Raw genomic sequence first — 20,729 nt, 5'->3', positions numbered from 1 at the left:
TCCTTGGGCGGGCTTTCAGGCTGAATTCAGCATGGGCGCCAAAGCAGAAGCGTGCTTCTGCTCGCGTCCCTTCATCCCCTCCAACGGGAAGCCTATGGGATGCAGACAGCGCCTAAAGGGGCTTTTCATATACCTGATAGACCTTGTTCACCTTGCTCTCAATGGCGTCGGCAATGGCGTTCATGCCCTGATTGTCGTCCAGCACCCAGCCGATCTCGCCGCGCGTCGCGCCATAATGCGCGGTCGCGCTGCGGCGGATATATTCGATCATCATGAAGGCAAGCTGGCTCGCCATGCGGGAAGATTGCAACCGCTGCACCACGCCCATCAGCGGCACGCGCATGGTCCGCACCTTCGGCTTTCTCAGCCACCAGAGCAGTTTCGCCCAGCCGAAGGGAAAGAGCGAGCCGTTAAGCGGCGCTATCGCTTCGTTGAGATCGGGCAGCGTCATCATGAAAGCGACAGGCTCACCCTCCAGCTCCGCGATCATGATGAGGTCGTTGAACACAATGGGCTTCAACTGCTTGCCGAAATGCGCGACCTCCTCGTCGGTGATCGGCACAAAGCCCCAATTATTGCCCCAGGCGTCGTTCAGGATGCTGAGGATGATCGCCGCTTCGCTGTCGAATTTCGACTTGTCGACCTTGCGGATGCGGATGCGTTCGTTCTTCTCGCCCGACTGGACGATGCGCTGGATCAGCGGCGGGAATGGCCGGGTGATGTCCAGTTCATAGGTCTTGAGCTGCTTGACCGGCCGATAGCCCGCATCCTCCACCATGGCGCGATATTCCGGCTTCGCATGGCCCATCATCACCGTCGGCCTGTGGTCGAAGCCTTCGATCAGCAGCCCCGGCTCCTCCCAGATCGACAGTGAGATCGGCCCCAGCACGCGGGTCATGCCCTTGGCCCGCAGCCACCCCTCCGCCGTCGCGATCAGGGCTGCGCCGGTTTCGGCATCCTCCGCCTCGAACAGACCGAAATTGCCGGTGCCCGGCCCCATGCCCTGCTCGGCGGGCTGGGCCAGCGCCAGATGATCGAGATGCGCCGACACCCGTCCCACGACCCTGTCGCCGCGGCGGGCCAGGAAATATTGCGCCTCGGCATGGCCGAAAAAGGGGTTCTTGCCCGGCGTGATCAGGCTGTAGACCTCATCCTTCAGCGGCGGCACCCAGTTGGGATCGCCGGCATAGAGCCGCCAGGGCAGATCGACGAAAGCCTTGCGGTCGGCCTTGGAAGTTACGGGGGTAATCACCAGTTCTTGATTGGCCACGGCGCAGGACGCTTTCGCTGGAGAGGTTTGGGCAGAGCAGTTCGGCGCTTGTTCCGGGAATGTCAATCGGGACATGAGCGGATGGGATCATCATGACCAAATCGTCATGTTGCTGCCCCAATTGCAGCGCATTTACCCTTTAGGAACCACGGCATGACTGTGCACGATCCCCTTATTGCAGCCGCGTCGCGGACGAAAAGCGCGATCCCCGACGATGCGGCGATGCTGCGCGCGGCGGCCGACCTGACCCGCGAACTGTCGACGGCCCGGCCCGCCATCTATTGGCCCGACATGCTGGCATCGGCTCTTGTCGGCTATGCCGCGCTGGCCGGGGCGATCCTGACCGGCGATGCCGCTCTCATGCTGGCGTTCGGCCTGGCGGCGATGCTGGCGCTTTATCGCGCGGCCAGTTTCATCCATGAGCTGACCCACATCCGCAAGGGCGCGCTGCCGGGTTTCCGCCTTGGCTGGAACCTGATCGTCGGCATCCCCCTGATGATCCCGTCATTCATGTATGAAGAGGTGCATACGCAGCATCATGCCCGCACCCGCTACGGCACGGCGAATGATCCGGAATATCTGCCGCTGGCGCTGATGAAGCCCTGGTCGCTGCCGCTGTTCATCCTGGTGGCGGCGCTGGCGCCGTTGGGCCTCATCCTGCGTTTCGCCGTGCTGACGCCGCTCAGCCTGATGGTCCCGCCGCTGCGGCGAAGGGTGGTGGCGGAATTTTCCGCGCTCTCGATCAACCCCGCCTATCGCCGCCGCGCGCCGGAGGGAGACTTTGCCCGCCAGTGGATGTGGCAGGAGGCGGGCGCGTGTCTCTTCGCGCTGGCGCTGGTCGGCAGCATCTTCGCCTTCGGATGGAAGCCGCTGCTCACCTATATGGCGGTGCATTCCGGCATGACCGTCATCAACCAGCTCCGCACGCTGGTCGCGCATCTGTGGGAAAATGAGGGCGAGGCGATGACCGTCACCGCGCAATATCTGGACTCGGTGAATGTGCCGCCGCCGTCGCCCTTCGCCGCGATCTGGGCGCCGGTGGGGCTGCGCTACCATGCGCTGCATCATCTGCTGCCGAGCGTGCCCTATCACGCGCTGGGGGAGGCCCATAAGCGGTTGGTGGCGACGCTGGCGAGCGATTCGCCCTATCACAAGGGCAACTATCCCGGCATGTGGCCGCTGGTGGGGAAGATCGCGCGCTCGACGATGGGCAAGCGTTAACTCCACCGCCCCCGCTGGTGCTCCCGAGAGGGCAGGAGCATGTCATCTCCGGGGGCGAGGATTATTCCTCCGTCCGGAACAGTACCGTCTCGCCCACCAGCAGGAATAGCAGAAACGGCGCCCAGGCTGCCAGAAAGGGCGGATAGGCCCCGAGGTTCCCCATGGCGAGCGAGAAATTGTCCGCCACGAAATAGGCGAAGCCGAGCGCCATCCCCATCACCGCGCGCACGAACAACTGTCCCGATCGAGCCAGCCCGAAAGCGGCCACCGACCCCAGAATCGGCATCAGCAGCGCCGACAAAGGTCCCGACAGCTTGTGCCAGAGGCTGCCCTCCAGCTCCGCCGTCGGCCGCCCCGCATCATGCAGGTCGCTGATCGCCGCCTGCAACTGGCCGAAGGTCAGCGCATCCGGGTCGACCTTCGCCAAGGTGAACTGATCGGGCCGTATGTCGTGGCCAAAGCGCACCGTGCCGATCTGCCGCTCCGTCCCACGCGCGACGTCGAACTGCCGCGCGTCCTCCAGCACCCAGCTTCTGGCCGAAGCGTCATAATGGCCCCTGGGCGCCTGGACGATGGTGGTCAGCGTGTTGTTGATCCGGTTGAATATCTCCACCTTGCGGAGCTGGACCGCCGTGCCCCGTCCGGCGACGATGGCGGCCGTGACCAGATTGTTGCCGTCGCGCACCCATGGGCTGGTCTTGACCCCGCTGTCGGGGGGCAGGGGGCCATAGTCGACGGCCTGCCAAGCGGAAAGGCGGGCGGTGGACCGCGCCACGATCCGCTCGTTGAAGGCATAGCTGATGAGCGCCACGCCCAGCGCCGCAGCCAGCAACGGCGCCAATATCTGGTGCGCCGACAGCCCCGCCGCCTTCATCGAGATGATCTCGCTGTTCTGGTTGAGGCTGGCGAGCATGATCAGCGTGCCGAGCAGCACCGAAAAGGGCAGGAAGCGGGCGACGATCTGCGGCGCCCGCAGCGCCACATAATGCCATAATTGCGCATCGCCATTGCCGGCATAGGCAAGGATGTCGCCCGATTCGCCCAGCAGGTCGAGGGTCTGGAGCACCGCGACCAGCATCGCCAGCACCGCGAAGGTCCGGGTCAGGAACAGCCGGGCCATGTACCAGCTAAGCTGGCGCGACGGAAAGAAGTTGAGCTGATGCATGGGTCAGGCGGCTCCTTCCGCCGGGGTTTCCGCCCTTGGCCGCCGCCGGACGAGGCCGATAAGCCGCAGGAACTGCTTGGCGATCTTGGCGAAGGCATATTCCAGCGCGGCGATCGGCTGGCCGCCGGGCCGGTGCGCGATCACATGGTACATCCACAGGATCAGGCCCGCGAACAGCAGGAACGGTCCCCACAGCGCGATGATCGGGTCGATCCTGCCCAGCGATCCCACGCCCTGACCATATTCGTTGACCTTGTGATAGGTCACGATGAACACGATGGAGAGGAACACGCCGAGCGCCGATGTGGACCGTTTCGGCGGAATCGCGAAGGCGAGCGCGGCCAGCGGCAGCAGCAGCATCATCGCCACCTCCACCATGCGGAAATGGAAATTGGCGCGGATCTCGTTGCGCAGCTTGTCGGGCGTCCCCGGATCATGGCCGATCACCACCAGTTCGGGGATGGTCTTTTCCCGGTCGACGTCGCGGCCGCGGAATTTCTCGATCTGCGGCAGGTCGATGGGCAGGTCGTGGCTGGAGAAGGACAGGATTCGCGGCGACTTGTATTTGGGCGCGTCGTTCACCAGCACGCCATCGCGCAGGCGGAAGATGATGGTGTCGGGATCGTCGGTGGCGAGGAAACTGCCCTGCGCCGCCGTCACCGCCACGGTCTGGCCGTCCTTGCCGACGGCGCGCACGAAAATCCCTTGCAGGTTGCGGCCCTCGTCCAGGCTGCGTTCGATCCGCAGGGTCATGCGCTTGCCCAGATTGGTGAATTCGCCCACCTTGATCGACGCCCCCAGCGCGCCCGACCGCAGTTCGAAGCGCAGCGCCTCATAGGCATGGCGGGACAGCGGCTGGACGAAGCCGACAATGCCGAAATTCAGCAGCGCCAGCGCGATCGCAAACAGATAGGGCACGCGCAGCAGCCGGCCATAGGACAGGCCGACGGCCCGCATCACGTCCAGTTCCGACGACAGGGCCAGCTTCCGGAAGGCGAGCAGGATGCCCAGCATCAGGCCGATGGGAATGCCCAGCGACAGATATTCGGGCATCATGTTCGCCAGCATCCGCCACACGACGCTGACCGGCCCGCCCTCCGCCGCGACGAAGTCGAACAGGCTCAGCATCTTGTCGAGCACCAGCAGCATGGCCGAGATCACCAGCGTCCCCAGCATGGGCAGGGCGATCAGGCGGGCGAGGTATCTGTCGGTGGCGGTCAGCATTTCTCTATGTGGTCGTCCCATCACCATGATTTGGCCGCAAACCCCCCCCATATGCGAGTCAGGTAAGTTGCGGGGCGAACAGGGGCTCGCCGTCCGGTGTCACTGGGCGGCTATAGCTTCACGGAGTTGGATGGTCATGTTCAAAGTTGCAGTGGGTCTGATGTCGGTAGGGGCATTGTTCGCCGCCGCCCCGGCCATCGCCCATGGTATGGAGATCGGCAACGACCTGGAACGCTGCTCCACGGACGCCAAGGGCCCGGCGGTTCTGGTCGACGTGCGCGGCTTCGCTGCCTCGACCGGCAAGGTGCGCGTGCAATCCTATCCCGCGACGAAGGCGGCCTGGCTCGCCAAGGGCGAATGGCTGGGCCGTATCGACGTTCCGGTGAAGGCCAGCAACGGCGCAATGCGTTTCTGCATGCCTGTGCCGCAACCCGGCAAATATGGCATCGCCGTGCGCCACGACCGCGACGGCAACGGCAAGACGGACATTTCGCGGGACGGCGGCGGATTTTCGAACAATCCGTCGATCAGCATCTTCAACCTGGGCAAGCCGGGGGTCGAAAAGGCCGCCTTCTATGCAGGGCCGGGCGTGACGAAGATCACCATCAACCTCAAATATATGTGATCCCCGACCATGGTCCGCGTCGCCCTTTTGTCCAACCCCAAATCCACGGGCAACCGGCAGACGCTTCCGCGCGTGCGCAGCTATTGCGCCAGCAATCCAGACATCTTCCATTATGAGGTGGAGCATGTCGACCAGATCGGCCGGGCGCTCCAGACCATCGCCCGCGTCGATCCCGTCGTCATCGTCATCAACGGCGGGGACGGCACGGTGCAGGCGGCGTTGACGGAACTGTATCAGGGCGAGCATTTCAAGGGCCGCGTGCCGCCCATCGCGGTGCTGCCCAACGGCAAGACCAATCTGATCGCGCTGGACCTCGGCATCCATGGCGATCCGATCAAGGCGCTGGAGCGGATCGTGCAGATCGCCAAGGCGGGCGTCGACGACCATGTGGTGGCGCGCGAGCTGATCGCCCTGTCGGACGGGCAGGCGGAAAGCCGGCCGGTGCTGGGCATGTTCCTGGGCGGAGCGGGGCTGGCCGACTACATGCTCTATTGCCGCAACCAGATCTATCCGCTGGGCCTGTCCAACGGCCTCAGCCATTTCCTGACCGTGATCGCGGTGCTGGTGTCGCTGATCTTCGGCATCCGCGCCCGATTCCTGCCGCAATCCAGCCGCCCGGTGCGGATTTCCCTGATCCGCGACGGGCAATTGGCGGGGCGTTTCGCCGTGCTGATCGTGACGACATTGGAACGATTGCTGCTTGGCGTGCAGCCGGGGGACAGCCGGCGCGGCAATATGAAGCTGATGGCGGTGGACCAGAGCCTGTCCGCCCTGCTGCGCCTGTTCTGGGCGAGCATCACCAGACGGGTCGGCAAATCGCAGATGCAGGGCATCCATCTGGAACAGGGCGATGTCATCCGCATCGAGGGCGACCATAGCAGCGTCATTCTGGACGGCGAACTGTTCGAGGCGTCGGAAGGCAAGCCCATCGTCCTGCGCTCGACAGAGCCGGTGCCTTTCTTGAGGTTGGCGGCCTAGAAGCGGCGTGAAGGCTGGTTGGCCGTCATGGCGCATCCTCCCTGCATGGCGCGTTGGGAAGGATTTCCCGCCGAAATTGAAGGGCACGCCTCAAAGTTTTCCTTTTCTTCCCGAAAGCAGCGATTGCCAAACGCCTGTCGTCCGCCTATTGAGCGCACAGCATCAAGAGTTGGGACGACGCCCAACGCCAACCTGCCGATCCGGGCAAGGTGGCACTCCGTGAAGGAGGATGTGGCCGATCCGGCAACCAAGCGGACCCAAGCCACATCGTGAAGCGTCGCTCCGGAACAAGGAATGACGTGAAGTGCCGATCAAGATAGCCGACGACCTGCCCGCCCGCCGCACATTGGAGGCCGAGGGCGTGGTCGTCATGCGTGAAGCCGACGCCGTCCGGCAGGACATTCGCCCGCTTCGCATCGCGCTGCTCAACCTCATGCCCGACAAGATCAGCACGGAGACGCAGCTTGCCCGGCTGCTCGGCGCGACGCCGTTGCAGGTCGAACTGACGCTGGTGCGGATCAGCGACCATGTGTCGCGCAACACCTCCGCCGACCATATGGCATCCTTCTACCGCCCATGGAGCGACGTCCGGGACGAGCGGTTCGACGGCTTCATCATCACCGGAGCGCCCGTGGAGCAGCTCCCTTTCGAAGCGGTGAGCTATTGGGACGAACTGCGCGCCATATTCGACTGGACGCAGACCCATGTGCATCGCTCGCTCAGCATCTGCTGGGCGGCGCAGGCGGCGCTGCATCACTTCCATGGCGTGGAGAAACATGGGCTGGAGCGCAAGGCGTTCGGTGTGTTCCGCCATCATGTTCATGTGCCGTCATCGCCCTGGATGCGGGGTTTTTCGGACGATTTCCGCGTTCCCGTGTCGCGCTGGTCGGAGGTGCGGCGGGAGGATATTCCGGAGGGGCGGGGATTGCAGATCTTGGCGGAGAGCGACGAATCGGGGCTTTGCCTGATCGGCGATCCGGGGCGCGGCTTCCTGCACATGTTCAACCATCTCGAATATGACACGATGACGCTGGCGGAGGAATATGCGCGCGATGGGGCAAGGCAGTTGCCCGCCCATTATTTCCCTGACGACGATCCTGCGCAGGCGCCGCAAAATCACTGGCGCAGCCACGCGCATCTGCTGTTCGGCAACTGGATCGACGAAATGTACCAGACCGTGCCCTTCGATCTGAATGCTGTCGGGCAGGCGCCGGTGTTGTCGGCGGCTTAAGGCGCTCTTCGCGCGAATGGAGCCCGGAGAGGGCGTACCGATACCGCAAGCAGGCTGAACGCTCCACATGCGAGAGCGCGCTGCGTTACATCGGCGCGAGCCGCGCTTTCCAAGTTTCCGTAGGCTCAGGACAGGCTTTTCCGCACGCTACTCTAGCGGAGAACGCCCTTTGCAATCAGGTTGCGGGCATAGCGCCATTGGAAGAGGGCGATGATCAGGATCATGGCCGGAAAGATCGCGGCCGTGGGGCCCTTCACCGCCAGCAGGTCGGTGTGGATGAAGCTGTAGCCGAACTGCACGACCACGGCGAGGATCGAGAGCAGGAACAAGGGCGCGGCGGCGGCTTTGCGGAGCAGCAGCAGGATCGCGCCCAGCGTGCCCGCGCCGACCGCGACTGCATAAGCGGTCCAGGCCCAGCCGGGCATGGAGGCGAAGATCCTGGCGCTATAGGGATCGGTCTTCGCCAGTTGGCCGAGGTCCGCGCCATATTGCATGATGAAGGCGGCTACCCCCATCAGGTTCCAGAGCAGCAACAGGATTCCGATGGCTCGAAAGGATCGTGGCGCTGTCATGGCGGTTCCCCCTATATCGGCGGTCTCCCTGTCGGGACCGCCTGGATGGATCATAGCGGCTGACGGGATTTTGCGAAAGGAGATGCCGGATTTTGGCGAGTGAGTCCTTGGCGGCGCCGATCGTCGTGACGGCTTTGATGGGCGCGGCGGATTTCGCCTGGGCGGACGGTTTGCGCCGCGCGCATTTTCCGGCGGAGCGCAATCTGGTGCCGGCGCATATCACGCTGTTCCATCATCTGCCGCCCTCCGCCCTGGCAGAAGTGGCGCTGCGGCTGAAGCGGCTCTGCGCGGGTCCGCCGCCGGGCGCGAGGTTGGCGGAGGTCATGCTGCTGGGGCGGGGGGTCGCCTATAGGGTGGAAAGTCCGGAGCTGATGGCGATGCGGGAGGAACTGGCGGAAGCCTTCGCAGGATTGTTGTCGTCGCAGGATCGGGGGCGGCCGCGCTTTCACGTCACCGTGCAGAACAAGGCCGAACCGGCTGAGGCAAAGGCGCTGGCCACCGAATTGCGGCGGGGCTTCCACCCAAGGCCGCTTGCCATCGTCGGCCTTGCTGCCTGGCATTATCGCGGCGGACCCTGGGAATTGGCGATGAAGGCCAGCTTTTGGGGCTGACTTTCATCCTTCCGGTCAGGCGAGGCCGACTTCCTTGAGCGGCACGTTGGCATCGGCAAGCTGCGCCTGGTCCAGCACCGCGCCCGAAATGACATGGGCGCGGCCTTGCACATAATCCTTGACCGCATTGACGCAGTCGAGCGCTATCAGCTTGCCGCCCTTCAGATACAGGACGGAGAAGCTACGGGTCGCCGGATCGCCGCGCAGGATCGTCTGGTCGTGCCCGATCGACAGGCCCACGGTCTGAAGCTTCAGATCATATTGGTTCGACCAGAACCAGGGCACGGCGTGATAGGGTTCTTCCTTGCCCATGATGTGGCTGACCGCCGTCTTCGCCTGATCATTGGCGTTCTGAACCGATTCGAGCCGGATTTGCGCGCCGCGTGCAAAGCCGTTGGCATGGGCGGCGCAATCGCCCACCGCATAGATGTCGGGCAGGCTGGTGCGGCAATATTCGTCCACGTCCACCCCATTCCCCCCGACCGCGCCCGCCGCGATCAGCGGGCCCGTTTCGGGGACGATGCCGATGCCGACGATCACCATGTCGGTTTCGATCCGCTCGCCATCCTCCATCAGCACGGCGGTCGCCCGAGGACCATCCTCTCCGTCGGTGACTTCGATGCAGTCCATCCGCGCCCCGGTGCGCAGGTCGACGCCATGGGCGCGATGCTCGGCCTCGTAGAAGCGCGACAATTCCTCTCCCGCCACGCGCGCCAGCACGCGGTCCAGTGCTTCGAGCAGCACCACCTTCTTGCCGAACTTGCTGAGCACGGCCGCCGCTTCCAGCCCGATATAGCCGCCGCCGATCACGGTCACATGATCGATCCGGTCGAGCTTCGCCATCATCGCGTCCACATCGTCGCGGCGGCGCACGGCATGGACATTGGGCGCGTCGGCCCCGTTGCAGGTCAGCATGCGCGGGGAGCCGCCGGTGCACCAGATCAGCTTGCCATAGCCGATTTCGCGGTCGCCCGCCGTCACGAACCTGCCCGCCGGATCGACAGCCTTCACGCGCAGGCCGAGCAGCATGTCGATCTTGCGTTCTTCCCAGAAGCTGGCCGGGCGGATCAGGATGCGGTCGAAGCTCTTGTCGCCGGCAAAATATTCCTTGGAGAGGGGCGGACGCTCATAGGGCGGGTCCTTTTCATCGCCTATCATCGCGATGGACCCTTCGAAGCCGAGCTGGCGCAGCGAAATGCCCGCCTGCGCCCCGGCATGGCCGGCACCTACGATCAGAACGTCATAATAGCTCATCGACGCGCTATCCCCTCATTTTCCTGTTGCCGCGTGCTTGGCGCGCTTTCGCGGGGCTGGCAAGCGGATTGTCGTTCGATGCCGCCCCGATATGGGAGTGGCCGGGCGCGGTCCCGGCCACCCGTCATCCTATTCGATCGCGCCGCCGATCATGCGGGCGAGGCGGGCGGAAAAGGCGCGCGGGTCGGCCGGCAATTCGCCATCCGCGATCCGCGCCTCGTCAAGCAGCAGCCATGCGGCGTCCTCGCGCAGATCGCTGCCGTCGGGCAGCGTGCCGAGTTTGACGATGAGGTCATGGCGGGGATTGATCTCCAGCACCGGCCTGGCCGCATTGTCGATCCGTCCGGCCCCGGCCAGCAGCTTTTCAAGCTGGCGGTCCATCGCATTGTCCGGCGCGACCAGGCAGACGGCGCTTTCCGTCAGCCGTTCCGATGCGCGGACGTCGGAGACCGCCTCGCCCAGCACGTCCCTGGCATAGGCGATGAAGCCGTCCACCTCCGCCGATGCCTCTGCGGCGGGCGTCTCGCCCTCTGCCAGCGGGATCAGGCTGAGGTCGGCCAGGCCCTGCGTCACCGACTTGAACGGCTTGCCCTGATAGTCGACGCCGGCCGTGACCCAGAAGCTGTCGACCTGGTCGGTGAGCAGCAGCACCTCGATCCCGCGGGCGCGGAAGCCTTCGAGCTGGGGAGAGGAGGCGAGCCGGTCGAGATCGGCGCCGGTGGCATAGTAGATCGCGGTCTGATTGTCCTTGATCGCCTCGACATAGTCCTTGAGCGAGCGCCAGCCTTCCCCCGACGCCGTGCTTTTGAAACGGGCGAGGCCGAGCAGCGCCTCCCGCCGGGCGAAATCCTCGTACAGCCCTTCCTTCAGCACCGCGCCGAAATTGTCCCAGAATTTGAGATAGGCTTCACCATCCTTCTGGGCCAGCTTGTCCAGTTCGGAAAGGATGCGGTTCGCGACGCCCTTCTGGACCGCGGCGAGGACCGGGCTTTCCTGGATCATCTCGCGCGAGACGTTGAGCGGCAGGTCGTTGCTGTCGACCAGCCCGCGCACGAAGCGCAGGTAGCGCGGCAATATCTGCGCCTCGTCGGTGATGAAGACCCGGCGGACATAGAGCTTCATCCGCCCGGCGCGGTCCGGATCGAACAGGTCGAAGGGGCGCATGGAGGGGAGAAAGGCGAGAACCGAATATTCGTGCAGCCCCTCCGCGCGATAATGGAGCGTCAGCGCGGGCTCATCGAACTGTCCGGCGGTGCTGCGGTAGAAGTCGGCATATTCCTCCGCCGTGATGTCGGACCTGGGGCGGGTCCAGAGCGCCGCGCCGTCCGCGATCTGCTTTTCCTCCGCATCCGGCTTTTCCTTGAGGAAGATGGGGACGGGGACGTGGCCCGACTGCGCGGTGACGATGCGCTGGGCGGTGAATGGCTCGGTATAGCTGGCGGCGTCTTCCTTCAGATGGAGGACGATGCGGGTGCCGCGAGCGGGCGCGTCAGCGATGTCGACAAGCTGGATGGTGTAGCTGCCAAGGCCGTCCGACGCCCAATGCGCGGCGACATCGGCCCCGGCGCGGCGGGAAAAGACATCCACCCTGTCCGCGACCATGAAGGCGGAATAGAAGCCGACGCCGAACTGACCGATCAGTTGCGCGCCTTCCCCTTCCTTGGCGCCTTCCCTGACCGCCGCGACGCGCTCCATGAAAGCGCGCGTGCCGGATCGGGCGATGGTGCCGAGCGCTTCGGCCAGCTCCACCTCGCTCATGCCGATGCCATTATCCTCGACGATGAGCTGCCGCGCTTCGGGATCGAGCGTGACGGTGATGCGCGGCTGGCCGTCGTCCCCGGCAAGCGCGGGATCGCTCAGCAGTTCGTAGCGCAGCTTTTCGCAGGCGTCGGCCGCGTTCGAGATCAACTCGCGCAGGAAGACGTCCTTGTCCGAATAGACCGAGTGCACCATCATGTGCAGCAGGCGGGCGACGTCGGCCTCGAAGGAACGGGTTTCGGGTGCGGTGCCGGTCGTGGTGGTCATGGCAGTATCGAAATCTCTCCCCAGTGGAATCCGACCGCCAGATGGCGGGACAGGGGACAGCTTTCAAGGCCTGCCGCCCTGCCTTCCCCTAAATGAGGGGAAAGCAGGATCGGGGAAATGGATCAGTGGCGTTGCAATTGCAGGGCCTTGGCCTGGTACCGCACGGCCAGTTCGGCATGGACGGCGATCATCACGCCCTTGTCGCCGCGCTGCTTGGCTTCGCTCGCCTTGCGGATTTCTTCCCTGGCCCGGGCTTCGAAATAGGACGCATCATCATGGCGGGACACGGGCTCTCTCCTTGTCATTGCCAGGCGATCATAGCTGGAGCGGGCGGGGCCGCCCATCACTCAGGTTAGTCGGAATCGGCGTTTCGAAGCTGGCATGCGCCGTGGACAGGCGCTGCCGGAAACAGGCCGGCCGAAGGGGGGAGTCTTCGGCCGGCGGTCCGCAGCCGTCAGGCCGGCACGAGTTGGATGACGCGCGGCTTGGCCGGCGGAAGGCCGCCATTCCCCGCCTCCTTCAACAATTCTTCCTTGCGCGCCAGCATCGCGTCGCGGAGCCGGATCAGGTCCACATCGGTCTTCCGGCATTGGGCGAACATGCCCTCGCCACGCATTTCCTCCTCATGCACATGGTGCTTGATCTCTTCGGACAGCACCTTGACCTTGGCGTCGAAGAAATCGTCGGAAGGATCGCCTTCCTCTATGTCGTTGACGAGCAGCTTGGCTCCGTCATGCTCGACATAGGCCTCGTCCAGCGTATCGTCCTCTATCTTGCCGCGGAAGGCGGGGTAGAAGATTTCCTCCTCGATCAGCGTGTGGATCTTGAGTTCCAGGCAGATCTGCCGCGCCAGCGTCTTCTTGCGCGCGGGCGATCCGGCCTTTTCGAACTGCTCGAACAGATCCTCCACCTTGCGGTGGTCGGCTTTCAGAAGGGCGATCGCGTCGGTGAACTGCTGATTGGCCATGGTCTTCCTCCTCCGTGGGCGTTGCTTCCGGTGGAAGTCGCCAGCCATGCGTCGGTTCCAAGCGAACCGTTCGCAAGAGCGGAATCTGCCCGTCCGGATCGCGAAAAGGGTCAGTCGGAACGTCTGCCGGCCGGTGATCCGCTCCCTTCCTCCCGCCGGCTTTTCGCGCCGGCGTCCTCCCGCCCGGCGCGGCTGTCCTCTTCCTCGCCCCGCCGCGTCATGGTGCGCGGGTCGTAATTGGATGGGATGGCGCCGCCGCTCAGCGGATCGCGATCCGGCTCCCGGTCCAACGAGTCGCTGGGGCGGCGGGCTGCGCCTTCGGGCTGGTTCTCCGTAGAGATGTTCGGATCGCGCGTATGTTCGGTGGGCAGGGAACGCGTCTTTCGGGGCTCGTCCATGATGCTCTCCTTTTCAGGCCAGTTTCCTCAGGCCAGTTTCAGCCCCTCCTGGTTCATCCGCCGGGTCAGGCGGCTCACGGCTTGCGGATCGAGCGCCTGTTTCAGCCGGGGGAAAAGCTCATCCTCCTCCTTGCGCATATGGTCCTGGATGTCGGCGCGGAACGCCGCCAGCTTGCTCCGGAACCCCGCGTCATCCTGTATGAGATCGCTCAGGTCGTAGAGATATTGCTTCACATAGCCATGGTCGCCGTTCAGCGCGTCGGCCTCTTCCTTAAGGCCCGCCGCGCGCATGGCGGGATAGACGGCGTTCTCCTCCTCCAGCGCATGCTTGCCGAGCGCATGCTTGAGCTGCATCAACAGCATCCTGCGCTTGCCGCCCGGCTGTGTCTCGCCCAGCTTGTCGAACAGCACGAGCGTCATGGCATGTTCCGCCGCCAGCGCCCGGTCCCAATCGCCGGCCAGTGCTGTCGGAGCCTGAACCGCCAGCTTTCTTCCGACCATGCCGAGCAGCGCCAGGCTGGCGCCGATGCCGGCCCCGATCAATGTCCCGCCGCTTCTGAAATGCGTCTGCTTCATGATCTTCTCCTCCGGGTCTCCTGCCCGTGACAACGAGGGGCCGTCAGCCCCTGTTCCCCGGCTTGCGGCAGGACTTACCCATGTTAACAAACCGGCGTTTTGCCGCTTTTCGGCCGGGGTCGGGCGGAACGGCGGAGCGGATGAACTGGTTGCTGTCTGACCTTTCAAGGAGGGTCAGCATGAGTGATGACGCACCGCTCACCACGGCGAAACAGGATGATGCGGCGGCGCAGGCCGCCGACAGCCTGGTGGAAGCGAAGGGCGACGATCTGATCGGCAAGACGGTGACGATCGACCGGCCGCGGGAGGAGCTATATGCCTTCTGGCGCGACGTCGGCAATCTTCCGCTGTTTCTGGAAAATGTCGTCGCTGTCGAACCTCTGGACGATCGCCGTTCCCGCTGGGTGGTGAAGGCGCCCGCCGGAAGCACCGTCGAATGGGTATCCGCCATTACGGAGGATCGTCCGGGCGAAACCATCGCCTGGGCTTCCGAGGAGGGCGCGGACGTGCCCAATAGCGGCCGCGTGGATTTTCGCGACGCGCCGGGCGGCCGGGGGTGCTGGGTGACGGCGACGATCCTCTATGATCCGCCCGGCGGCTTCATCGGCAAGGCCATCGCCAAGATGTTCCAGCGCGAACCGGCCATCCAGGCGCGCCGCGACCTGCGGCGCTTCAAGCAACTGATGGAAACCGGCGAGATCGCGACCAGCGCGCGCAACCGCCGTGAATATGAAGAGGAAGGCACCTGATGCGCGCGCTCACATGGCATGGCAAGCATGATGTCCGGGTCGAAACCGTGGACGATCCCGAAATCGTCAATCCCCGCGACGCGATCATCCGCATCACTTCCACCGCGATCTGCGGATCGGACCTGCATCTCTATGACGGCTATATCCCGACGATGAAGGCGGGGGACATATTGGGCCACGAATTCATGGGCGAAGTGGTGGAGACAGGGCCGGGTTCGACGCTGAAGAAGGGGCAGCGGGTGGTCGTGCCCTTCACCATATCCTGTGGAAGCTGCTTCCATTGCGGCAAGCATCAATATTCGGCCTGCGACAACGGCCTGCCCGCCGACAATCAGGACATCGCCCAGGCGATCTACGGACAGCCCATGGCGGGCCTGTTCGGATACAGCCACATGACGGGCGGCTATGCGGGGGGACAGGCGGAATATGTTCGCGTCCCCTTTTCCGATGTCGGTCCCATCGTCGTCCCGGATGGGGTGGACGACGACAAGGTCCTGTTCCTGTCCGACATCCTGCCGACCGGCTGGATGGCCGCCGAAAATGCGCAGATCGAGCCGGGTGACACCGTCGCCGTCTGGGGCTGCGGCCCCGTCGGCCTGTTCGCGGTGCAGTCCGCCTTCCTCATGGGGGCGGAGCGGGTGATCGCCATCGACCATTTCCCCCACCGGCTGGAACTCGCCCGCCGCTTCGGCGCGGAGACGATCAATTATGAGGAAAGCAAGACCTATGAAGCGCTGATGGAGATGACCGGCGGCATCGGCCCCGACGCCTGCATCGATGCCGTCGGGCTGGAGGCGCATGGCTTCTTCGCGGACAATGTCTGGGACCAGATCAAGGTGGCGACCTTCATGGGAACCGACCGCGCCCATTCGATCCGGCAGGCGATCCTCGCCTGCCGCAAGGGCGGGCGGGTTTCCATGCCGGCGGTCTATGGCGGCTTCGTCGACAAATTCCCGCTGGGCGCCTTCATGGAGAAGGGGCTGACGCTGAAGACCGGCCAGACCCATGTGCAGCATTATATGCCCGGCCTGCTGAACGCGATCATGGAGGACAAGATCGATACGACCTTCCTGATCAGCCACCGCCTGCCGCTGGAGCAGGCGGCGGAGGGCTATCGCATGTTCCACGACAGGCAGAACGAAGTGACCAAGATCGTCCTGAAGCGGGGCATGCAGCCCGCCCGGGACGCCTGAAAGGAGAAGCATATGGCTTCGCAGAAATTCGCGATCGTGACCGGTGCGTCGACCGGCATCGGCTTCGAACTTGCGCATCTCGCCGCGCAGGACGGCTATGATCTGCTGGTGGTGGCCAACGAACCGCTGATCCATGCGGCGGCGGACGACTTTCGGCGTCATGGCGTCGACGTGCAGGCGGTGGAGTCCGACCTTTCCACCATGGAAGGGGTGGACCGCCTGATCACCTGTACCGGCGGGCGGCGGGTCGACCTGCTTTGCGCCAATGCGGGGCGGGGTTTGGGCCATGCCTTTCTGGAGCAGGACGTGGCAGACTGGCGCCGGGTGATCGACACCAACATCACGGGCACCGTTTACCTGCTCCAGCAGATATTGCGGCCGATGGTCGCCCGGAATGCGGGCAAGGTGCTGGTCACCGGATCGATCGCCGGCTTCATGCCCGGCTCCTTCCAGGCGGTCTATAATGGCACAAAGGCCTTCATCGACAGTTTCGCCGATGCGGTCCGGAACGAGATCAAGGATGCCGATGGCGTCACCATCACCAACCTGATGCCCGGCCCGACGGAGACCGAGTTCTTCGACCGCGCCGAGATGCTGGACACCAAGGTCGGCGCGGACGAGAAGGACGATCCGGCCAAGGTCGCCAGGGACGGCTGGGACGCGCTGATGGACGGGAAGGCGCATATCGTGTCCGGCTGGAAGAACAAGCTGCAGGCTGCCGCCGCGCATGTCACGCCGGCGGGCGTACTGGCGGAGCGGCATCGCAAGATGGCCGAACCCGGCACTGCCGAAAAAGTGGAGGCGAGCGATGGATCGGAATGACAGCGATCATGCGCCCGAAAAGGCGCGGACGCCCAAGGGACCGCTGGGCGACGCCCTGCCCGGGCGCGAAGAGGAAGACCCCCGGACGACCGGTGGGCAGGATCAGGAACGGGTAGAGGATCGTCCGGTGGTCGGGCAGGTGAAGCCGGAGGATTATCCGGAAAAGGACAGGCGCGATTCCACGCCCTGATCGTGCATCAGGGCAGGGCAGCCGCCATTGGCTGCTCCATCAAGACCGCTGTTTCCTCATGCGCCCGATAGATGGCGGCGTAACGTCTGCCGCTTTCCAGCAGCGAGCGGTGCGATCCGATTTCCCGCACCCCGCCATTTTCGATGACGGCGATGCGGTGCGCCGATCGGATGGTTTCCAGGCGATGGGCGATGACGATGGAGGTTCGCCCCTCGCACAGCACCCGCAAGGCCCGCTGGATGCGCCTTTCGGTGCTGACGTCGATGGCGGAGGTCGCCTCATCCAGGATCAGCACTGATGGATCGGCGAGATAGGCGCGTACAAGGCAAACCAGTTGCCGCTGTCCCTGACTGAGCTGGCTGCCGAGCGGACCGACATGGGTCGCATAGCCGTGGGGCAAAGCATCGAGCACTTCATCCGCGCCTATGCGTTTCGATGCCGCGATCAGTTCTTCGTCGCTGGCCTCGGGCCTCGCGAGACGGAGATTTTCCAGCACCGTTCCGCCGAAAAGGACATTGTCCTGAAGCACGACGCCGATATGGCGGCGCAGGCTGCGTTCGGAAACGGCGCGAATATCCTGCCCGTCCAGGAGGATCGACCCTTCGTCCACATCGTAGAAACGGGTCAGTAACTGGACCAGCGTGCTTTTGCCATGGCCGGTCGGACCGACGATCGCCAATAGCTCGCCCGCTTCTATATCCAGGCTGAGGTCGCGAATGACAGGCTGGCCGGGACGATAGCCGAAACGGACATTGCGGAACTCGATCCGGCCCTCCACCGCGTCGAGGACGGCGGCATCGGTCCGGTCCACGATGTCGGGTTGCGTATCGAGCAGCAGGAAGACGCGCTGGGCGCAGGCGGTGCCGTTGGCGAAACGTTCGAAAAGGTCGCTGAATTCCTGCAAGGGCGCAAGGAAGAGGAAAACGTAGAACAGGCTTTGCGTCAGTTCGCCCAGTGTGAGCGTGCCGAGCGCGATGCCGCGTCCGCCAACGACCAGCGTCAGCGCCAGGCCCGCCGTGGTGAGCAGGCCGGTAAAGGGCGCGAACCAGCCCGAGCGGACGGAGCCGTAGATCAGGGAGGAATTGAAGTCCTCCAGCAGCCTTTGATATTTGGTCAGATTTTCCTGCTCGCGGCCCGATTGCTTGATCAGACGGACGGCAGCCACGGTCTCGACCAGATGGGCGGTGAAGCGGCTGCGGTTTTCGGCCACCTTGGCCCAACTGCGCTGCGCCACCCGCTTGAAGAGGAAGGTGGCGGCGATCAGGACAGGCACCACCGCCACCAGCCCCGCGAGCAGCACCGGCGCGATCAGCCACAGCAGGAAGCCGGACAGGCACAGCCGCAACAGGGCGGAGAGGAATTCCGGCGGTCCCTGGATCAGCAGCGGTTCCAGCGTGTCGACGTCGCGGTCTGCGCGGGCGATGATGCGGCCCGCCTTGGTGCGGTCGAAATAGCCGACGCTCAGCGTCTGAACATGGGCGAAGACGCGGGTGCGCAGGTCGTTGAGCAGGCGGATCGCCGCGATCCCGGCGCAATATTGCGACAGGCCGCCCAGCGCGAAACGCACGGCCCAGCTTGCCGCCAGCCCGGCGCAGGCCCAGGCGATCAGCGGCGCGTCGATGCCGCCTCCGGCCTTGGTCTCGGCATGGCGCAGCCCCTGGTCGATGACGAGGCCGATCAGCAGCGGCCGGGCGAAGATCGCCAGCACCTGCACCATCTCTATGCCGATGACCGCCGCGATGGGGCGCCAGATCGGCGCGAGCAGCGGGATCAGCCGTTCGACCACGCTCTGGTTCAGGCTGCGCTGGGAGAATTTCTCCTCCAGCTCGATGTCGGACAGGGCGCTGTCGCCTCTGAATGCGTTCATCTGTCTTACAGTCCCATCAGGTCGCGATAGGCGGCGCTGTCCTGCGACAATTGCTCATGCGTGCCCTCCGCGACGATCCGGCCGCCGCTCAGCACCGCCACCCGGTCGGCGGCGAGCGCGGTCGACAGGCGGCTGGCGACGATCAGCAGGGTGACCGGGCGTTCGGCGCGGAGCTTGCGGATATTGTCGATGGCCCGCCTTTCGGTCTGGGCGTCGAGGGCGCTGGTGGCGTCGTCCAGGACCAATATGTCCGCGTCCGCCAGCAATGCGCGGGCCAGGCACACACGCTGGCGCTGGCCGCCCGAAAGGGTCGCGCCCCGGTCGCCCACCCGCGTTTCCAGCCCGTCCTCAAGGCGGGCCAGCAATTCGCCAGCCGCCGCCTTGTCCAGCGCCGCGCGCAACTCGTCGTCGGTCGCATCGGGCGCGCAGAGGCGCAGATTGGCGGCCAGCGTGTCGGAAAAGAGGAAGCTTTCCTGCGGCAGCACATGGACGCGGCGGCGCAACGCATGCAGGTCGCTCGTCCGCACGTCCCGCCAGCCGGTTTCCGCCGACCCCAGTTCGACGCGGCCCTCGTCCACCTCCACCAGCCGGGGGAGCAGGGCGGTGAGGATGCTCTTGCCCGATCCGGTCGCGCCGACCAGCGCCACCACCTCGCCCGGCTGCACGGCAAGGCTGAGGTCGCGCAGCACGGTCGCCCCGTCGCCCAAGGGCGAGGCGGCGGCATGCGACAGGCGGAAACCGATCGGGCCTTCGGGCAGCGGCGCACTGCCCGAATTGATGACCGGCTCCGCGTCCAGCACTTCCCAGATGCGCGCCGCCGAAGCGCGGGCGTCCGCGATCACTTGCAGCAGGCGGCCGATGCTCTCGATCCGCAGGACCAGCGTGTTGACGACCAGCATCGCCGCCACCAGCGCGCCCAGGCCAAGCGCGCCATGCGCCACCATCCAGGCGCCCAGGCCCAGCACCCAGGCATGGGACAGGGCGATGATCGTCTGGGGCAGGGGAATGCTGCGGCAGGCGTGGCGGATCGCCGCCCGCGCCTCCACCCGGAACAGGTCGACATGGCGGCGGAAGCGCTCGGCGCGCGCCTCGCCCAACGAGAAAGCCTTGATGACGCGGACGCCGTTGACGCCTTCCGACAGGTCCTGCGTCACCGCGTCATAGGCATCCCCGATCCGCCGGTCGAGCGCCACCAGCGTGTCGGCTTCCGACCAGAGCAGGCCGATGCCGATCGCCAGCAGGACCAGCGGACCCAGAGCGAGCCAGGGCGAATAGAGCGCCAGCAGGCCAAGCGAGATGGCGACGATCAGCCCGGTTTCGAATATCTGCCGCCAGAAATTGATCAGCGCGTCGCGCACCTTGTCCGCGTCGCGGGTCATGCGCGTCACCATCTCGCCCACGCCATGGCGCCAGTGATAGGCAAGGTCGAGGCGCTGTATCTGCGTCAATATCCGCCCGCGCAGGATGGTCAGCAGCCGCTGGCCGATGGAGAGGGAGAGGAGGCCCGCGCCATATTGCACCGCCGCCCGCGCCAGCGAGAGGCCGATCAGCAGCGCGACCCAGAACCAGGCGCGGTCATAATGCAGCACCCCGTCCGGACCGGCAGCGACCAGCCTGCCATGCTGCGCTTCCTGCACGGCATGGCCGACCATCACCTGCTGGCCGACCAGCGCGACGTTGACGGCGGCCAGCAGCACCGCGGTCAGCGCAAACCGGCCCGGCATCTCGCCATAGATGGCAAGGCAGCGCAGCAACGGGCTGCCTTGCGGAAATCCTCTCTCCCCCATGGTT

21 protein-coding genes and 1 riboswitch are annotated in these 20,729 nt (G+C 65.0%); of the genes, 9 read left to right on the top strand and 12 right to left on the bottom strand.

What is annotated here, in order from left to right; genetic code table 11:
* Positions 1 to 112: 112 nt before the first annotated feature.
* Positions 113 to 1,270, bottom strand: coding sequence for a hypothetical protein (locus tag TZ53_RS00200; RefSeq protein ID WP_044660032.1), 1,158 nt, complete (start codon positions 1,268 to 1,270; stop codon positions 113 to 115).
* A gap of 153 nt (positions 1,271 to 1,423) precedes the next feature.
* Between TZ53_RS00200 and TZ53_RS00195 the strand changes: the two genes are divergently transcribed.
* Entirely contained in the window at positions 1,424 to 2,491 is a 1,068-nt protein-coding gene (locus tag TZ53_RS00195) for a fatty acid desaturase family protein (protein WP_044660031.1), read from the top strand.
* A gap of 61 nt (positions 2,492 to 2,552) precedes the next feature.
* Here TZ53_RS00195 and lptG read toward each other — a convergent pair whose 3' ends face one another.
* A complete protein-coding gene (gene lptG / locus TZ53_RS00190; protein ID WP_025549741.1) occupies positions 2,553 to 3,656 on the bottom strand; it encodes an LPS export ABC transporter permease LptG in 1,104 nt (367 codons plus the stop codon).
* 3 nt (positions 3,657 to 3,659) lie between these two features.
* Positions 3,660 to 4,880: an LPS export ABC transporter permease LptF gene (gene lptF, locus TZ53_RS00185; RefSeq protein WP_044660030.1), complete on the bottom strand. Its 1,221-nt coding sequence runs from the start codon at positions 4,878 to 4,880 to the stop codon at positions 3,660 to 3,662.
* 130 nt (positions 4,881 to 5,010) lie between these two features.
* Between lptF and TZ53_RS00180 the strand changes: the two genes are divergently transcribed.
* The 3 genes from TZ53_RS00180 to TZ53_RS00170 all read left to right on the top strand — a co-directional run bounded on the left by TZ53_RS00180 (position 5,011) and on the right by TZ53_RS00170 (position 7,714).
* On the top strand, positions 5,011 to 5,505 hold the full coding sequence (locus TZ53_RS00180) for a DUF2141 domain-containing protein (protein ID WP_025549743.1): 495 nt from the start codon (positions 5,011 to 5,013) through the stop codon (positions 5,503 to 5,505).
* 9 nt (positions 5,506 to 5,514) lie between these two features.
* Complete coding sequence (locus TZ53_RS00175) at positions 5,515 to 6,483, top strand: diacylglycerol/lipid kinase family protein (RefSeq protein WP_025549744.1); 969 nt, start codon at positions 5,515 to 5,517, stop codon at positions 6,481 to 6,483.
* Between the two features lie 154 nt (positions 6,484 to 6,637).
* Positions 6,638 to 6,744: riboswitch (SAM-I-IV-variant riboswitch) on the top strand.
* A 43-nt stretch (positions 6,745 to 6,787) separates the two neighbouring features.
* Entirely contained in the window at positions 6,788 to 7,714 is a 927-nt protein-coding gene (locus tag TZ53_RS00170) for a homoserine O-succinyltransferase (protein WP_025549745.1), read from the top strand.
* Positions 7,715 to 7,866: 152 nt separating this feature from the next.
* Here the strand turns inward: TZ53_RS00170 and TZ53_RS00165 are convergent, their stop codons facing one another.
* On the bottom strand, positions 7,867 to 8,286 hold the full coding sequence (locus TZ53_RS00165; RefSeq protein ID WP_044660029.1) for a hypothetical protein: 420 nt from the start codon (positions 8,284 to 8,286) through the stop codon (positions 7,867 to 7,869).
* A gap of 107 nt (positions 8,287 to 8,393) precedes the next feature.
* Here TZ53_RS00165 and TZ53_RS00160 point away from each other — a divergent pair, with 107 nt between their 5' ends.
* Positions 8,394 to 8,897 carry a 2'-5' RNA ligase family protein gene (locus TZ53_RS00160; RefSeq protein WP_044660028.1) on the top strand — a complete coding sequence of 168 codons (504 nt, stop codon included), beginning with the start codon at positions 8,394 to 8,396 and terminating at the stop codon, positions 8,895 to 8,897.
* Positions 8,898 to 8,912: 15 nt separating this feature from the next.
* Here the strand turns inward: TZ53_RS00160 and TZ53_RS00155 are convergent, their stop codons facing one another.
* The 6 genes from TZ53_RS00155 to TZ53_RS00130 all read right to left on the bottom strand — a co-directional run bounded on the left by TZ53_RS00155 (position 8,913) and on the right by TZ53_RS00130 (position 14,117).
* Positions 8,913 to 10,151, bottom strand: coding sequence for an NAD(P)/FAD-dependent oxidoreductase (locus tag TZ53_RS00155; RefSeq protein ID WP_044660027.1), 1,239 nt, complete (start codon positions 10,149 to 10,151; stop codon positions 8,913 to 8,915).
* Positions 10,152 to 10,280: 129 nt separating this feature from the next.
* Positions 10,281 to 12,176 (bottom strand): molecular chaperone HtpG, encoded by a 1,896-nt coding sequence (gene htpG / locus TZ53_RS00150; protein ID WP_044660026.1) that lies wholly within the window; start codon positions 12,174 to 12,176, stop codon positions 10,281 to 10,283.
* A 122-nt stretch (positions 12,177 to 12,298) separates the two neighbouring features.
* Positions 12,299 to 12,463, bottom strand: coding sequence for a hypothetical protein (locus tag TZ53_RS27075; RefSeq protein WP_165363302.1), 165 nt, complete (start codon positions 12,461 to 12,463; stop codon positions 12,299 to 12,301).
* A 167-nt stretch (positions 12,464 to 12,630) separates the two neighbouring features.
* Positions 12,631 to 13,143, bottom strand: a complete 513-nt coding sequence (locus tag TZ53_RS00140) for a hemerythrin domain-containing protein (RefSeq protein WP_025547760.1) — start codon at positions 13,141 to 13,143, stop codon at positions 12,631 to 12,633.
* A 110-nt stretch (positions 13,144 to 13,253) separates the two neighbouring features.
* On the bottom strand, positions 13,254 to 13,541 hold the full coding sequence (locus TZ53_RS00135) for a hypothetical protein (RefSeq protein ID WP_044660025.1): 288 nt from the start codon (positions 13,539 to 13,541) through the stop codon (positions 13,254 to 13,256).
* Positions 13,542 to 13,568: 27 nt separating this feature from the next.
* Complete coding sequence (locus TZ53_RS00130; protein ID WP_044660024.1) at positions 13,569 to 14,117, bottom strand: hemerythrin domain-containing protein; 549 nt, start codon at positions 14,115 to 14,117, stop codon at positions 13,569 to 13,571.
* 179 nt (positions 14,118 to 14,296) lie between these two features.
* Between TZ53_RS00130 and TZ53_RS00125 the strand changes: the two genes are divergently transcribed.
* From TZ53_RS00125 to TZ53_RS00110, 4 genes are read left to right on the top strand one after another with little or no spacing between them, the layout of a single operon-like run.
* Complete coding sequence (locus TZ53_RS00125; protein ID WP_025547755.1) at positions 14,297 to 14,866, top strand: SRPBCC family protein; 570 nt, start codon at positions 14,297 to 14,299, stop codon at positions 14,864 to 14,866.
* Complete coding sequence (locus TZ53_RS00120; protein ID WP_044660023.1) at positions 14,866 to 16,059, top strand: zinc-dependent alcohol dehydrogenase; 1,194 nt, start codon at positions 14,866 to 14,868, stop codon at positions 16,057 to 16,059. The genes TZ53_RS00125 and TZ53_RS00120 overlap by 1 nt, the downstream gene beginning before the upstream one ends.
* A 12-nt stretch (positions 16,060 to 16,071) precedes the next feature.
* Positions 16,072 to 16,881 carry an SDR family NAD(P)-dependent oxidoreductase gene (locus tag TZ53_RS00115; RefSeq protein ID WP_044660022.1) on the top strand — a complete coding sequence of 270 codons (810 nt, stop codon included), beginning with the start codon at positions 16,072 to 16,074 and terminating at the stop codon, positions 16,879 to 16,881.
* On the top strand, positions 16,868 to 17,071 hold the full coding sequence (locus TZ53_RS00110) for a hypothetical protein (RefSeq protein WP_044660021.1): 204 nt from the start codon (positions 16,868 to 16,870) through the stop codon (positions 17,069 to 17,071). Before TZ53_RS00115 ends, TZ53_RS00110 begins: the two co-directional genes overlap by 14 nt.
* A 7-nt stretch (positions 17,072 to 17,078) precedes the next feature.
* On the opposite strand, the gene TZ53_RS00105 is transcribed toward TZ53_RS00110, so the two are convergent.
* Together TZ53_RS00105 and TZ53_RS00100 are read right to left on the bottom strand one after the other, a co-directional pair.
* Positions 17,079 to 18,938: an ABC transporter ATP-binding protein gene (locus TZ53_RS00105; protein ID WP_044660020.1), complete on the bottom strand. Its 1,860-nt coding sequence runs from the start codon at positions 18,936 to 18,938 to the stop codon at positions 17,079 to 17,081.
* Positions 18,939 to 18,943: 5 nt separating this feature from the next.
* Positions 18,944 to 20,725, bottom strand: coding sequence for an ABC transporter ATP-binding protein (locus TZ53_RS00100; RefSeq protein WP_044660019.1), 1,782 nt, complete (start codon positions 20,723 to 20,725; stop codon positions 18,944 to 18,946).
* Positions 20,726 to 20,729 lie beyond the last annotated feature (4 nt).

Source organism: Sphingobium sp. YBL2 (assembly GCF_000943805.1).
Classification (GTDB): Bacteria; Pseudomonadota; Alphaproteobacteria; order Sphingomonadales; family Sphingomonadaceae; genus Sphingobium; species Sphingobium fuliginis.
Note: the sequence above shows the minus strand (reverse complement) of the source record. Positions and strands in the feature narration are given on the sequence as shown.